Origin of the sequence: Bacillus sp. YC2, assembly GCF_019891195.1 — a bacterium.
Classification (GTDB): domain Bacteria; phylum Bacillota; class Bacilli; order Bacillales; family Bacillaceae; genus Bacillus.
Map to the genome: position 1 here is coordinate 758,177 of NZ_JAHXDO010000001.1, position 15,571 is coordinate 773,747.

At 46.6% G+C, this 15,571-nt stretch carries 12 protein-coding genes and 1 riboswitch; of the genes, 3 read left to right on the forward strand and 9 right to left on the reverse strand.

What is annotated here, in order from left to right; translation table 11 throughout:
* Nucleotides 1–80: 80 nt before the first annotated feature.
* Genes cydC through KY305_RS03870 form a run of 4 tightly spaced genes read right to left on the reverse strand, consistent with a single transcriptional unit; the run spans nucleotide 81 to nucleotide 5,917 of the window.
* Entirely contained in the window at nucleotides 81–1,811 is a 1,731-nt protein-coding gene (gene cydC / locus KY305_RS03855; protein WP_223061421.1) for a thiol reductant ABC exporter subunit CydC, read from the reverse strand.
* A complete protein-coding gene (gene cydD, locus KY305_RS03860; RefSeq protein WP_223061422.1) occupies nucleotides 1,808–3,511 on the reverse strand; it encodes a thiol reductant ABC exporter subunit CydD in 1,704 nt (567 codons plus the stop codon). Before cydD ends, cydC begins: the two co-directional genes overlap by 4 nt.
* A complete protein-coding gene (gene cydB, locus KY305_RS03865) occupies nucleotides 3,511–4,527 on the reverse strand; it encodes a cytochrome d ubiquinol oxidase subunit II (RefSeq protein ID WP_214800142.1) in 1,017 nt (338 codons plus the stop codon). The genes cydD and cydB overlap by 1 nt, the downstream gene beginning before the upstream one ends.
* On the reverse strand, nucleotides 4,511–5,917 hold the full coding sequence (locus KY305_RS03870; RefSeq protein ID WP_214800143.1) for a cytochrome ubiquinol oxidase subunit I: 1,407 nt from the start codon (nucleotides 5,915–5,917) through the stop codon (nucleotides 4,511–4,513). Before KY305_RS03870 ends, cydB begins: the two co-directional genes overlap by 17 nt.
* 500 nt (nucleotides 5,918–6,417) lie before the next feature.
* On the opposite strand from KY305_RS03870, the gene cimH reads away from it, so the two are divergent.
* The gene (cimH, locus tag KY305_RS03875; protein ID WP_223061423.1) at nucleotides 6,418–7,761 is read left to right on the forward strand and encodes a citrate/malate transporter CimH; all 1,344 of its coding nucleotides are present in this window, start codon (nucleotides 6,418–6,420) and stop codon (nucleotides 7,759–7,761) included.
* A 35-nt stretch (nucleotides 7,762–7,796) separates the two neighbouring features.
* Here the strand turns inward: cimH and KY305_RS03880 are convergent, their stop codons facing one another.
* The 3 genes from KY305_RS03880 to KY305_RS03890 form a co-directional block, all read right to left on the reverse strand.
* Nucleotides 7,797–8,639, reverse strand: coding sequence for a polysaccharide deacetylase family protein (locus tag KY305_RS03880; protein WP_223061424.1), 843 nt, complete (start codon nucleotides 8,637–8,639; stop codon nucleotides 7,797–7,799).
* Nucleotides 8,640–8,740: 101 nt separating this feature from the next.
* Nucleotides 8,741–9,841 (reverse strand): ABC transporter ATP-binding protein, encoded by a 1,101-nt coding sequence (locus KY305_RS03885; RefSeq protein ID WP_223061425.1) that lies wholly within the window; start codon nucleotides 9,839–9,841, stop codon nucleotides 8,741–8,743.
* A 117-nt stretch (nucleotides 9,842–9,958) separates the two neighbouring features.
* Nucleotides 9,959–10,852, reverse strand: coding sequence for a PucR family transcriptional regulator (locus KY305_RS03890; protein WP_223061426.1), 894 nt, complete (start codon nucleotides 10,850–10,852; stop codon nucleotides 9,959–9,961).
* 170 nt (nucleotides 10,853–11,022) lie between these two features.
* On the opposite strand from KY305_RS03890, the gene KY305_RS03895 reads away from it, so the two are divergent.
* Nucleotides 11,023–12,483, forward strand: coding sequence for an aldehyde dehydrogenase family protein (locus KY305_RS03895; RefSeq protein WP_223061427.1), 1,461 nt, complete (start codon nucleotides 11,023–11,025; stop codon nucleotides 12,481–12,483).
* 33 nt (nucleotides 12,484–12,516) lie between these two features.
* Here KY305_RS03895 and KY305_RS03900 read toward each other — a convergent pair whose 3' ends face one another.
* Entirely contained in the window at nucleotides 12,517–13,353 is an 837-nt protein-coding gene (locus KY305_RS03900) for a YitT family protein (protein WP_223061428.1), read from the reverse strand.
* Nucleotides 13,354–13,418: 65 nt separating this feature from the next.
* Nucleotides 13,419–13,519: riboswitch (guanidine-I (ykkC/yxkD leader) on the reverse strand.
* Nucleotides 13,520–13,876: 357 nt separating this feature from the next.
* On the opposite strand from KY305_RS03900, the gene KY305_RS03905 reads away from it, so the two are divergent.
* Nucleotides 13,877–14,416, forward strand: a complete 540-nt coding sequence (locus KY305_RS03905) for a DUF4352 domain-containing protein (RefSeq protein ID WP_223061627.1) — start codon at nucleotides 13,877–13,879, stop codon at nucleotides 14,414–14,416.
* 43 nt (nucleotides 14,417–14,459) lie between these two features.
* Here the strand turns inward: KY305_RS03905 and galE are convergent, their stop codons facing one another.
* On the reverse strand, nucleotides 14,460–15,476 hold the full coding sequence (gene galE / locus KY305_RS03910; protein WP_223061429.1) for a UDP-glucose 4-epimerase GalE: 1,017 nt from the start codon (nucleotides 15,474–15,476) through the stop codon (nucleotides 14,460–14,462).
* Nucleotides 15,477–15,571 lie beyond the last annotated feature (95 nt).

Consider the following 15,571-nt stretch of genomic DNA (forward strand, 5'->3'; position numbering starts at 1 on the left):
GTCTTCTATTTATATTCCAAATCCAGCGGAGTTTTAAACCGTACGGACAACACAAAAAACAGCCGCTTCATCGCGGCTGCTTATGTTCTGACCGGAACATCAAGACGGTAAAGCTTGCGGTACCGTTCGTTTCCTGCAAGCAATTCCTCATGAGTTCCTTCCATTTCTGTTTTTCCGTTTTCTAAAAAGACGATTTTATCAGCGGTTTCCACGCCGGCTAAATGGTGTGTAATCCAAAGGATCGTTTTTTCTTTAAACACGTCAAAGATCGTATCGAGCAGTTCCCGTTCCGTTATCGCATCAAGTCCGACCGTCGGCTCATCGAGAATAATGATCGGCGTATCTTGAAGAAGGATGCGGGCAAGGGCGATCCGCTGGCGCTCCCCGCCGGAAAAACGAATCCCCGTCTCCTGCACGGACGTGTTATAGCCTTCAGGCAGCGATTCAATATAATCGTGCAGCTTCACTTGCCGTGCCGCGCGCCTTACATCTTCATCACTGGCCTTTCCGTTACCAAGGCGGATATTGTTCATAATGCTCGTATTAAACAGATGAGGCTTTTGATTCAAGACGGCCACCGCTGAGGAAAGCTGCTCCTGTACGGCAGCAGTTTCCAGACCGTTTAACGTCACCTTGCCCGAATCGGGAAGTAAGGCGCCTTCAATCAAAGCGAGTGACGTGGACTTTCCTGAACCGCTCCTGCCGAGCAGCGCCATTTTTTCGCCTTGGCGGAGGATAAAGGAAAAACGGTCCAGCACATGGCTGTGTTCATCATAAGAAAATGTCACGTCATCAAACCGCAGCGTAACATCGGAAACATCCAGCTTCTCCTCTGTCTGCTTCACCTCTCGTCCCTTCAGCTCCGGAGCAGCCTTACTCATTCTGCTGATCGAATCTTGATAAGAAGGCACTTCTGTCAGTGCATCAGAAAGGGGCAAAAAAGCTTCCGTCAAAGGAAATACAACAAGAACAAATGCCGCGATCATCGTGTTGGCCATCTTGCCGTCTGCATACTGGCCCGCCGTCCAGAACAGCATCATCAAAATGAAGCCGCCGACAAGACATTGCGCCGCCAGATCACGCCGCCTCGTAAACCGCTGCCGTTTGCTTTCCAGCTCAAACCACGCCTTTTCCTCCTCTTCATAAGAAGCAATAAAGGATGCCTGACGCCCGGAAAACATCCAGTCGCTTACGCCTAACACTGCGTCTGTCAGCCGGCTGTAAAGCAAGTTGCGGCCGCTTTTCAGCCTCATATTTTTCGCTCTCGTCACAAGGAGTGACACAATCGGAAACAATATAACCAATACAAACAGGTAAATCGCCGCGATGGCGGCAAACGGCCAAGAGAAACAGCCAAGCCCGATAATAGCCGCCACATACAGCAGCAAGGCGGAAACAGCCGGGAAAATCGTTTTTAAAAATGCATCCTGCAAATGCTCAATATCCTCAGCCAAAATGCCGAGCATGTCGCCCGTCCGAAAACGGGAGGTCAGCATTAATGAGGCTGGCTCCAGCATATTGTAAAGCCGGACCCGCATGTCTGATACGATTTTCAAAATGATGTGGTGCCCTGTCAGGCGTTCAGCGTACCGGGATACGGAACGCGCAATTCCGAAGGTGCGCACGGCCACGATCGGCACGTACACAAGCAGGATATTCTCAGGCCTTGTTGCCGACTTTGATATCAAAAAACCGGACGTGAACATGAGAAAGGCCGCCGAAAAAATCGTAACCGCACCCAAAAAAACAACGAGAACAAACAAACGGGCATTTTGCTTTATATACGGCAGAATCCATTGTTCTTTCATCATGTTCTTTCCCCCAGTTGCGCCTTTACAAGTTTGGCGTACACGCCCTGTTTCGCCATTAATTCATCGTGGGTGCCGATTTCCGCCGCCGCGCCGTGATCAAGCACGATAATTTCGTCCATCTCAAGCATCCAATGAAGACGATGAGTAGCGAGAAAGACGAGCTTATCCTCAAACAGGCGATTCATTGTTTCTTTTAATTCATATTCTGTTTCAATATCAAGGTGAGCGGTCGGCTCATCCAAAAGAAGAATCGGACGGTTACCTAAAAAGGCCCGGGCCAGGGCGACACGCTGAGCCTGACCTCCGCTGAGCGCCCGGCCCCCTTCACCAATTCGGCCGTCAAGGCCTTCAGGCAGATCATTGATCAGCTCAGAAAGACCAGCCGATGCAGCAGCGCGGGCCGTTTCCTCACGGGATGCATCCGGATGATAAAACAGAATATTATTCATTAACGTATCATCAAAAATATACGGATGCTGCGGAATATAAAGAAGCTGCTTCTGCCAGCCGTCCGTCTGCAAATGGGAGCGGGATACTCCGTTCACCTTGATCTCACCGGATTCAGGCTCTAAAAAGCCGCCCAGCACATCAATGAGAGTGGATTTTCCCGCGCCGCTTTCACCGATAATCCCGATTTTTTTCTTCCCTTTAAAGGACAGATTAAATTCAGACATCGTTTCCCGGACGGACAAACGTGTAAGCTTCAGTTCATCTTCGTCAGACCACGCGTCAAGCTGCAGCGGTTGTTCTTCTTTAAAACCGGGCTGCTCCAATATCGCTTGAATCGTCTTCCCCGCCTCCTGCCCGTTTAACGTGGCGTGGTAATCGTTCCCCACCTCACGCACAGGGAGAAAATATTCCGGCGCGAGAATCAGAGCGGTCAGGGCAGGCCCGAGAAGAATGTGACCGTCAATCAGCCGCAAACCGAGGAACACCGCCACTGTCGCCACCGACAGCATCGTGAAGAAATCAAGGGCGAATGAAGATAAAAACGCTACCCGAAGCGTGCTCATTGTCGCCTTGCGGTATCTCTCGCTGACATGAAAAATGTTTTTACTGTGTGATTTGCTTAGCCCTAAAAACCGCAATGTCTCCAACCCGCGAAGCGAATCGACGAAATGATTGGAAAGCGTCTGATAGGACTTCCATTGGCGATCGGCTTTTTTCTGTGCGACAAGCCCGAGAAGGATCATAAACACAATCAAAATCGGGAGCGCAAGAATCAGAATCAAAGCCGATGTTTTATCCTGAAAAAACACAAAAATAACAACAGCGGCCGGCACAATCGCCATGCTGACCATTTTCGGCAGAAAAAGCTCTAGATAGCGGCGGAACTGGCTGATGCCTTCCATCGCCAGCGTCACCATCTGCCCGGTCCCCTCTTTTTTCGCAAAGCGGGGGCCGAGGCGAAACAACTGTTCAAGAAATCTTTTTCTGAGGTCAGCGCCGGTTTGGGCGGCATACTGATAAACGATTTTTTGGCGAACCGTTGTGACAGCATGCCTGACCAAAAACGCAAGCAGGAAAAAACCGATAACCGGATAAAGAGAAGCAATCCGCTTCCCGTTAAACAGTCCGGTTACCGCCTGGCTCAGCCATTCCGCCTGCATAATGATGGCGGCTGTCTGAATAATCGTTAATCCTGTAATGATCGTGAGAATCCGCTTCATTCCTTTATAAAGAAACAGGTCTTTTCCCATTAATAAGTCATAGGCTCCTTATGGCTGACGCGCTTCCGGAAAACATAATAGCTCCAGATCTGACTGCCGATGACAAACGGCAAAAGTGTTAATGCAGCAATTGTCATGACCTTGAGCGAATAATCACCGGAAGACGCATTAGCTACTGTTAAGTCGTACGCGCTTTTAAGCGAGCTGACCATGACGCGCGGGAACAATGAAATGAAAATCATCGCGACTGTTAAAGCAAGTCCCGCACCGGTCATACCGAATGCCCAGCCGTCCTTTTTCTTGCTCATAAACAAAACGGCAAGCAAGTTGCAGATGACAATCAGCACGAACACAGGGATCGTGATGGCTGCCCGGCGTGTAAACATATCCGTATCGTATGCAGACATCGCAAAGAAAGCGAGCACAAAAAGAAAAATAACGCCGATCACCCGTTTTGCCATTTTTCTCGCCCGATCCTGCAAATCGCCGATCGTGCGCAGTGTGACAAACATTAAACCATGCAGGAAAGCAAGAAGTGTGACGGTTACTCCGCCAAGAACGGAATATCCGTTAATAAAATCAGAGAATCCGGCATGGATATTCATGTTTCCGTCAATCGGCATGCCGCGGAATAAGCTTGTAAAAATAACGCCAAATACAAACGGCGGGATGAGACTTCCGAAGAAAATAACCCAATCCCATGCTTTGACCCATTTCAGGTTATCCACTTTTCCGCGGAATTCAAAGGCAACCCCCCGGCCCATTAAAGCAAGGAGAATAATGATAAACGGAATGTAATACCCGCTCAGCATTGTCGCGTACCAGTTCGGGAATGCCGCGAAGATCGCTCCCGTACCCGTCAAGAGCCATACCTCATTCGCATCCCAGAACGGGCCGATCGTGTTGATCAGCACTCTGCGTTCTAATTCATTATGGCCAAGAAATCGGGTCGAAATGCCGACACCGAAATCGAAACCTTCTAAAAAGAAAAATCCGACAAACAATAAAGCAACCAGTATAAACCAAAGATCATGAAGTGACGCCATGGTAGACCTCCTGACTGAACGGATCTGTTGATACAGGAACATCCTTGTGATCATCGTGGTCCGCACCTTTTTTAATTTCACGAACGAATAGGAAGACAAGCAGCGTGCCGAGTATCAAGTACATGACGCCGAAGCCGATAATTGAGAACAGCAGAGATCCCGTCGTTACGTTAGGCGAAACGGATTGGGCGGTCGTCATTTGCCCCATGACCGTCCATGGCTGGCGGCCGATTTCAGTCATAATCCAGCCGGCTGAGTTCGCAATAAACGGAAACGCAATCAGCGCCACCATACCGCGTAAATACCACTTGCTCGTGTGAAGTTTTTTGCGGCGGTTCAGGATAAAGCCGGCAATGGCTGCAAAAATCATAAGCGCACCTGCTCCCGCCATAATGCGGAAACTCCAGAATGTTGTTTTAACAGGCGGGATATAATCGCCTTTTCCGTACATTTTTTCGTATTCTTTTTGAAGTGTTTTCATCCCTTTCACACTGCCGCTGAACTTCTGGTAAGCCAAGTAGCTCAATGCGTAGGGAATTGAAATTTCAGATGTGTTCTTTTCTTTATTCGTGTCGATATTGGCAAAGGCAGTCCATGCAGCAGGATCACCGCTGTCCTCCCAAAGCGCTTCACTGGCAGCCATTTTCATCGGCTGTGACTCCATTAAGTGCTCAGCCTGCATATGTCCGCTGAAGGCAACGCCGATACCGGCGATCAAACCGACAACCATAGAAAGCTTGAATGATTTATGAAAGAAAGGCACTTCTTTTTTCTTCAATAATTTAAATGCGCTGACGCCGGCGATAAAGAAAGCGCCTGTCGCAAGCGCGCCGAAAATGACATGAGGGAATTCAACCCACAGCTGAGGGTTTGTAAGCAGCGCCCCGAAATCATTCATTTCCGCACGGCCGTTTTTAATTGTAAAGCCGACCGGCTCCTGCATGAAGGAGTTCGCCGTCAAAATCCAGAAAGACGACATAATCGTTCCGAAGGATACAAGCCAAATGCAAAGCAAATGAACTTTTTTAGATAAACGGTCCCAGCCGAAAATCCATAATCCGATAAAAATAGACTCCATAAAAAACGCCAAAAGCGCTTCAATCGCAAGCGGAGCGCCAAACACGTCTCCGACAAAACGGGAATAATCAGACCAGTTCAAACCGAACTGAAATTCCTGAAGTATCCCAGTGACGACGCCGACAGCAAAATTGATTAAAAAGAGATGGCCCCAAAATTTAGCCATTTTGAGATAGGTCTCTTGCTTTTTCACAACGTAAAGCGTCTCCATCAAAGCAACCATAAATACAAGCCCGATAGACATAGGCACAAACAAGAAATGGAACAATGTTGTTGATGCAAATTGAATGCGGGCTAAAACCAACTCACTCATGATGTTTCCTCCAATCTGGTAATTGCTCAACATTTCACAAATAAGACAAAAAGTATTGCTCGGCATTTCACAAAAAAGGATCTATTTGTTCAACGTTTCACAAATTTGTCAAAAAGTAATGTGTAATCAGCCAAAATGACCTAGGGTGAATGGCTGTCTTGTAAATGATTCAATATCATTACTTTACAACGATTCAGCTTAAAAAAAAAGATCAATATACCTAAAAAAGGGCTGAATTTGTGACCGATTATTGTCTATTTTGTATATGTTTTATGTCAATACCTAGGATATTCGTCCCTTTCATATCGTACATCTTTTTTTTTCGCGTTGCGAACAAAATGCTTTTTCCGCTTACAAACCGCGCGGCACAGCCATTTCGGAACGTCCATCGATACAAAAGGCTTGCTCTCTAGTAAATTCATAATATATAAACAATTTAAATTTTTTAGTATACTTTAAATGGGGATTATTTTTACTGCATAACGACTGGGGGAAAAAGCATGGGAGAACTTCAAACAAATTTGCAAACGGATTCAATCCAAAAAGAGGAACAGACTGAAAACTGGTTCGCTAAAGCAATGAATATAAGAATCGGCATTATACCGCTTCCTATATATGTCCTGCTATTCATATTAATTACTGTGTTTGTCATGAGCCACGATGTAAAAAGCGACATGCTGACAGCAATTGCCGTCATGGGCTTCTTCGGCTTTACCTTTGCCCAAATCGGAAAGGCCATTCCGATCGTTCGATCCATCGGCGGCCCCGCGATCCTCGCAACCTTTATTCCGTCCGCTGTCGTCTACTACCACCTGCTTCCGAAAGACATTATAAAATCGACAACAGAATTCACAGACAGCTCCAACTTTCTCTATTTGTTTATTGCCGGTATTGTGGTCGGCAGTATTCTCGGGATGAAGAGAGAAACGTTAATGAAAGCTTTCGCAAAGATTTTTATTCCGCTTATTGCAGGTTCAATAGCGGCTGCGATTGTCGGCTTATGCGTAGGCACTCTGCTCGGACTCGGCTTCCAGCACACACTGCTTTACATTGTCGTGCCGATTATGGCGGGGGGCGTCGGAGAAGGCGCGATTCCTTTATCGATCGGATACTCCGATATTATGCCGATGTCTCAGGGAGATGCATTTGCGCTTGTGCTGCCGTCCATCATGCTCGGAAGCCTGTGCGCTATTATTTTATCGGGGTCGCTGAATGTCATCGGAAAAAGAAAGCCGGAATGGACGGGTAACGGAAAGGTTGATAAATCCGATCATTCTGCTCTGTCACTTGAACAGCCCCAAAATGACCAGGTTTTCAATTTGTCTCTTTTTGCTTCAGGGGGAATTTTAGCAGTTTCATTATATTTGGTCGGTATGCTCGCCCATGATTTCTTTCAGCTTCCGGCACCTGTCGTGATGCTCGTCCTTGCAGTGCTCATCAAGCTGTTTAGACTGGCGCCTGCCTCTCTTGAAAACGGAGCCTTCGGCGTATCACGCTTTTTTTCCACAGCCGTCACCTATCCGCTTTTATTTGCAATCGGCGTATCAATGACACCGTGGGACAAGCTGATTGCGGCTTTTAACATCAGCAACATCATTACCATTTTATCGATCGTCATTACGATGATGGCCGTCGGTTTTTTCACCGGAAAATGGCTCAATCTGTACCCGATTGAAACGGCGATCATTAACGCGTGCCATTCCGGTCAGGGCGGCACCGGCGACGTCGCGATTTTGAGCGCTGCTGAACGGCTTGAGCTTATGCCGTTTGCCCAAGTATCGACGAGAATCGGCGGAGCGATTACGGTGAGTGTAACGCTATTGCTGCTTCATCAATTCTATTAAACTGAAAACAGCCTCCGCTAAACGCGGAGGCATTGTTAATTCAGCACATTTTTTATATAGGCGCCAAACGCCTCACCCGACATTCCCGGCGACACACGCACACGGCGGAGCGCGTATAATCCCTGCTCTCTTGATGCCGCGCCCGGCTCTGTCGTGACCGCCATACGGTAGCCCGTTCCGGCTGCCGCCTTCAATGTTTCAGCGTTAAACCGCCCGACGGGATAGCTGATCATGGCTGTATGCTGCCGGAACATATGGTCAAACAGCTGCTTTGAATCCGCCATCTCGCTGTGCTGCTGCTTCGGCATCAGCCCATTCAATTCGAGATGATTCATCGTATGGCTTTGAATGGATATGCCGTGCTTCGCCATCTCCTTCATTTGCTCCTCTGTCAGATGGTGTTTATGTCCGATTAATTTTCCGATCATAAATATTGTCGCTTTCATATTGTATTTCTTTAAAACGGGATACGCTTCCTTATAATTATCGGTATACCCGTCATCAAACGTGATCAAAACGCATTTTTCACTCGGCTGCCTGTCCTCCGTCAGCATTACATACGCCTCTTCCGGAGTCATCGTATAATAGCCGTTCTCGTGAAGCCATTTCATCTGGTCACGGAATTCCTCCTTCGGCACACGGAGGCTGTTTCCTTTAGAAATACTGTGATACATCAAAATCGGCAGCTTTGCCGTTCCTTTCGTCTTAATCCACGCGGACGTATCCGGCTCCTGCTTCTTTGGCTGGCCCGCGGGCTTTTTTTCTTCGGGCGCTGCGGCCTTCGGAACGCTCTGCTCGGCATTTGCCTCATGGCCCGAGCAGGCCGCAAGCGTCAATACAATGGCTAAAAGGCACATACTTAAGATCATGCGTTTCATTGTCTTCCTGCTTTCTGTCTGTTTGTTACTCTTTATATCGGTTATGTATGAAAAGAATGTTAGACGAAAAAAAGCCGGCCCCCAGCGGTCCGGCTTTCAGCTTATGAGCGGATTCTGATTTCTGTGTCACTGTCAAAAAAGTGGGCTTTATTCATATCGAATGCAACGGTCAGTTCCTCACCGGTATGAATTTGATGGCGGGCATCGATTCGGGCGATAAAGTCCTGATCCTCAATCTGTGAATATACCATTATTTCTGAACCGAGCAGTTCTGCTACATTGATTTTCGCTTTAATAGAAGAGTTCTTATAGGATTCTACCACAATCAGTTCGTCATGTATGTCTTCGGGGCGGATGCCGAAGATGATGTCTTTTCCGGCATAACCTTTTTCCCGGAGCATTTTCATTTTTCCCTCCGGCACGCTGAGAGCGGCAGATCCGATATGAACGGCACCGTCTCTCAGCCTTCCTTTAAAAAAGTTCATGGCGGGTGAGCCGATGAAACCGCCGACAAATACGTTTTCCGGATTTTCATAGACTTCTTTCGGAGTGCCGATCTGCTGAATTTTCCCGTCCTTCATCACAACGATGCGTGTCGCCATCGTCAGTGCCTCCGTCTGGTCATGCGTCACGTATATTGTTGTGGTTTGCAGTCTTTGGTGCAGCTTAATGATCTCCGCCCTCATCTGCACCCGAAGCTTCGCATCAAGATTCGACAGCGGCTCATCCATTAAAAACACTTTGGCGTCCCTGACAATCGCCCGCCCTAATGCGACCCGCTGCCGCTGTCCGCCGGAAAGCGCCTTCGGTTTGCGATGTAAATACTCCTCAAGCCCCAGCATTTTCGCAGCTTCCTCGACCCGTTTTTTAATCTCCGGCTTGGGCATCTTTCTCAGCTTCAGCCCAAACGCGATATTATCATAAACCGTCATATGCGGATACAAAGCGTAGTTTTGGAACACCATGGCGATATCCCGGTCCTTCGGAGCGATGTCATTGACTCTCTTTTCACCGATATAAAAGTCACCTTTCGTGATTTCTTCCAACCCGGCAACCATACGCAAGGTTGTCGATTTTCCGCACCCCGACGGTCCGACAAATACGATAAACTCTTTATCTTTAATATGAAGATTAAAATCGTCCACAGCCGCTTCCTTTTGATCGTAATACTTATAAATATGCTCCATCCGCAGTTCCGCCATTTGAGTTCCCCCTTTTTTGAAAACGCTTTCCTATATAGGATTGTAACAGCGTTTGCAGGCAGCGGGTATAGGCAACATTCATAAAATAAGCTCTCTTTCTTTGTGCACTTTTCCCATTTAATGAGATTTTTCATATTGCAGGCATATAAAATACGCCAATAACGCGCCGCGATATGTTTTAATATCAATCCCCGAACGCTCGGCAAACTTATCAATCCGATATTGCAGACTGTTGCGGTGCAAATGCAGTTTTTTTGATGTGAGCGACATATTCGAGTTATGTTCAATATAGGTTTGAATGGTGTGCTTCAGCTCCGGTTCTTTTTGAAATAGCAAGGCGGCCTCCTCCTGAAGCAGTGCTGACAGCTTTTCCTTGCTTTCTTCTGTCAGCATCGCCGGGAACACCGATTCTGCTGTCAGCGTGCTCAGCTGCGGCATATGCCTCTTTCCGATATCAAAATATTGCTGTTCTCTTCGATAATGGCGGCGCAAACATTCCTCAGCCTCATAATATCTCCCCAAGAACATACGGACACTGAAATAGAAATCTCCTTCAAGAATCTTCACAAAGGAATCGAAATCATCCTTACCTGCCGCCTCCAGCTTCTCTTCCTCCACAATCACGCCTTGATCTGCGCCCGTACGGACAACCGTATAAGAAATCGGCCAGAAATGCCGAACCGCTTCCGCAAACGAAGCCCAGTCCCGTTCCCCCACTAAATGAAAGTGGACAAAACGCACGCGCTTTTCCATGACAGCAGGCATCAGTCCGTCCGACAGCAAAAAACGGAGCCACCCCTTCTCTTCCGCCGTTTGAGGAAAAAAAGCGCCTTCATCTTCCGCCGGTATCAAAAAAGACTCCAGCAGCAGCTTCTCCTTTCGGGTCATATCCTCCTTCGGGATTGAGACATAGACCTGGTTTTTCTCATCAAAGAAACAAAATACATCTTCCGCCGCGCAAAACGTTTCAGACAACACAGCCCTCGGGTAAATTGCCAATAACGGATTCATAGGCGCCCCTCTCTAGTGATCTATCATAATGCCAGTATAAAACGTCTGACAGATTGAATCCACTCGGAAGTGAGCGTGATCCTTCTTATATATAAGGCTCAAATCGTATAAGTATTTTCTTTTTAGGAAACCTAAGTTTATGAATGAGTTGACATACAGGGGGATGGGTAATGAATCAATTTCAGAACGCAAACAAAAGCTTTATCAATGGGGCATGGACTGAAGGTGAAACAGGAAAAACCATAGATACAGTCAACCCCTTTGACCGGTCAGTGATCACAACGCTTTCTCTGGCATCAGCGAAGCAGCTTGAGGATGCCTTTGACATTGCTGCGAAATCCCAAAAAGAATGGGCAAAAAGCTCAGCAGAGGACAGAAAAGCTGTTTTGACGAAAGCTAAAGACTATCTGCAACTGAACCGTGAGGACATCATCCTGACTATTTCCCGGGAAACAGGGGGAACGATCATAAAAGCGAATATTGAGCTGGATGCCGCCATCGCAATTTTGACAGAAGCCATTACATATACAGGAGAGCTAGGCGGAATCAGAGAAGTACCTTCAGAGATTGAAGGAAAAATCAACCATATATACCGGCTTCCGCTCGGCGTCATTTCGTCGATCTCGCCATTTAATTTTCCGCTGAACCTGTCCATGAGAACGATTGCGCCTGCTATAGCGCTCGGAAACAGCGTTGTGCATAAACCGGATGTTCAAACCGCACTGTCCGGCGGCTCCATTATTGCCACAGCATTTGAGTACGCAGGATTGCCTGACGGAGTGTTAAACGTCATTTTTGCCGATATAGAAGAAATCAAAGACGGCATGCTGACTCATCCGATCCCGCGTCTCATCAGCTTTACAGGATCAACCGCCGTGGGACGCCATATCGGGGAAATCGCAGGGCGCGGCTTCAAACGTATGGCTCTTGAGCTTGGCGGAAATAACCCATTTGTTGTCCTCTCTGATGCAGATACAGACCGAGCCGTCGACGCTGCGATTTTCGGGAAGTTCATCCATCAGGGCCAAATCTGCATGATTATTAACAGGATCATCGTTCATCAGGATCTGTATGAAGGGTTTGTGAGAAAATTCGCCGAACGTGTCAAACAGCTGCCATACGGTGACCAAACCGATCCAAAAACCGTGATCGGCCCGCTCGTTAATGAACGCCAGCTGGAAAAGGCGCTTGACGTGATTGAACAGGCGAAGCAGGACGGAATCGAGCTAATCGTCGAAGGAAAACGGGTCGGCAACGTGCTGACACCGTTTGTGTTCGCAGGGGCGGACAATGACAGCAAGCTTGCCCAAACTGAATTGTTCGCGCCGATCGCCGTAGTGATGAAAGCATCAACAGACCAAGAAGCCATTGACATGGCGAACGATACAGAATACGGATTGAGCTCCGCCGTCTTTACGTCCGATTTAGAAAAAGGCGAGCAATTCGCGCTTCAAATCGACAGCGGTATGACACATGTCAACGATCAATCTGTCAATGACTCGCCAAATATTGCTTTCGGCGGAAACAAAGCGAGCGGCGTCGGACGTTTCGGAAACCCGTGGGTGGTAGAAGAATTTACGGTTACCAAATGGGTTTCCATACAGAAGCAATACCGCAGCTACCCGTTTTAATAAAAAATCCCTCCGCGCCGCAGAGGGATTTTTTTATTTTGAAATATCGACGAACCCTTCTCCAAATACATCACGAACATCATGAACGATAACAAATGCCTTCGTATCACAGCTTTTAATAATTTTCTTCAGCATGGACAGCTCCTGCTTCTGAATGACGATATATAAAATTTCTTTCGATTGCCCCGTATAATTTCCTTTACCCGATAAGAGCGTAACTCCTCTGTCCATAAGCGTATTGACCTGTTCAGCGATTTCATGTTTATGCTCAGATATAATCGTCACTGCTTTTTTCGTATTCAGCCCCTCAATGATAAAGTCCATCACCTTTGTACCGATGTACAGCATGACAATCGTAAACATCATTTTCTCCGCACCGATGATGAAATAAGAACTGAAGACCACAATCAAATCAAAGAACAACAGCGCGTAGCTGATATTCCAATCCAGATATTTGTTCGCAATTCTCGCCAAAATGGCAGATCCCGCCGTCGTACCTCCGACACGGATAATCATCCCGATTCCGACCCCGGCAAACACACCCGCAAAAATTGTATTGATAATGAGCTCATGTGACGGCGAGTGCCATTCGTGCGTCACATGCAAAAACAGCGAGTTGGCAACAACGGTGATTATCGTATACAGCGTTGTTTTTCCATCTAAAAATTTATACCCGATCAACAGCAAAATCCCGTTCAAAATAATATTGGTAACCCCGGGCGACCACTCAAAAACATAGTATAAAATCAAGGTAAGCCCCGTTACCCCGCCCTCTCCAAGATCATTTGGAATGGCAAATAAATTAACGGCCAATGCAAAGAAAAAAGCACCCACTATCAGCATCAGCACATCCAGCAATCTCTTCTTCATCACAGACACTCCCTTTTTATAAAATCAAAAAAGCCCGGGAGAATACTCTTCAACAAAAGAGCAGAAACTCCCGGGCTTTTATCCCACCGTGTCATAACAGAAACCTGCTATGTGTTTCCTCTCGGTCCAGACCAATGTATATTGCGGAACCCTAGAAAACCACTGTTTTTTCATGTTTAATTTTGTATTTCTTTCAAGATTATACGTTAAATCATAAACATGATCAAGCTCTCTTTTTTCTTTACTTTATGAAATAGTATTCAACATTTCAGTTTCATGCCGACATTAGAAAACAAAGCCAAAAATACATGACTAAAAAATCATTAAAATACTATTTAACCTAAAAATTGTATTGACTACAAGTTATTTTACAGGCATTATAGTATATAGTTTTCAAGAAATAGTTTACATAGGAGGAAGAAACATGGCTGGAAATCTGGTATCTTGCAAGGCGTGCGGTAAAGAAATCGCAAAAGGCGTAAAAAAGTGCCCGAATTGCGGAAAAGATCAGCGAAACTTTTTTATGAGGCATAAAATCATCACACTTATTTTAGCGATAGTTGTCATTGTCATTATCACAAACATCGGCGGAGGAGGCAGTTCTTCTTCATCTAAAACTGCATCTACAAAAGCTGCCGGCACTAAAGAAAAATTATATAGCATCGGCGACACTGTTAAGACTGAAAAAACTGAGGTTACTGTTACGAAAGTAGAAAAAAGAGATTCGGTAGGAACACAATATATCGAGAAAAATGCATCTGACGGCGGCGTTATCGTGGCTGTGCAATATACAGTCAAAAACATTTCAAAAAAACCATTGAGCTCTTTTTCTATTCCAAGCGCTAAATTAGCAGATTCTGAAGGAACATCCTATGATGCAGATATTGACGCTTCTTCAAGCTATGCGACAGAAACAAAAGTGGACAACAGTAAAATCTTAAGCGACTTAAACCCAAACATTAAGGTCACTGACGTGAAAGCTTTTGAAGTAGATAAAAATGCGTATGCAAAAGGAACTTGGAAATTGAAGTTCAGCAACGATATTGAAGTAAAAATAAAATAACCATATAAAAAAGAGGCCTTCTCGTTGAAGGTCTCTTTTCTCATTACACTTTTTGATACCCGTTTATATTCAAAGACTGCCATTTCCAAGAGTCGGCGCACATCTCTTCCAGCCCGCGTTTTGCTTCCCAGCCTAATTCAGCCTTTGCTTTTGCCGGGTCGGCGAAGCATTCGGCGATGTCGCCTGGGCGTCTGTCGGCAAAACGGTACGGAACTTCTTTTCCTGATACCTTTTCAAAAGCTTTGACCATCTCAAGAACGCTGTAGCCGGTTCCGGTTCCGAGGTTATAGGCGTCAGCGCCTGTTGTGTTCAGTATTTTTTCCAGCGCTTTGACGTGGCCTTCAGCAAGGTCAACGACATGGATATAGTCACGCACGCCCGTCCCGTCTTTGGTCGGATAATCATTGCCGTACACCTGTAATTGTTCGAGCTTGCCGACTGCTACTTGGGCGACATACGGCATTAAATTATTCGGGATGCCATTCGGGTCTTCGCCGATCCGGCCGCTCGGATGCGCGCCAAACGGATTAAAGTAACGCAGCAGCGCAATGCTCCATTCAGGGTCTGCCGTATGCAGATCGCGCAAAATCTGTTCAAGCATCAGCTTCGTTTGCCCGTAAGGATTTGTTGCGCTTAATGGGAAGTCTTCGGTAATCGGCGTGGTTTCCGGGACGCCGTACACCGTCGCCGATGAGCTGAAGACGATTTTTTTCACACCGTACGTTTGCATGGCTTCACATAAAATAAACGTTCCCGTCAGATTGTTATGGTAGTACTTGAGCGGAACCGCAACAGATTCACCGACCGCTTTTAATCCCGCAAAGTGAATGACGGCCTCAATGTCATGCTCAGCAAACACCCGATGTACCGCTTCCCGGTCAAGGAGGTCCGCTTCATAAAACGCCAGCCCTTTTCCGGTAATGTCTTTCACCCGCTCTACAGCTTCCGCTGAGCTGTTTGACAGATTATCCAATACCACGATATCATAGCCGCTATTTAACAGCTCAACACATGTATGGCTTCCGATATAACCCGCTCCGCCTGTCACTAAAATTGCCATGATTAAAGCCTCCCTATTTGAATGAATTGACCATATTATATAGGTTTTTTCTGCCTTCATCATCCATTTTCAAGAAGTTTAATAGTTTATTCATG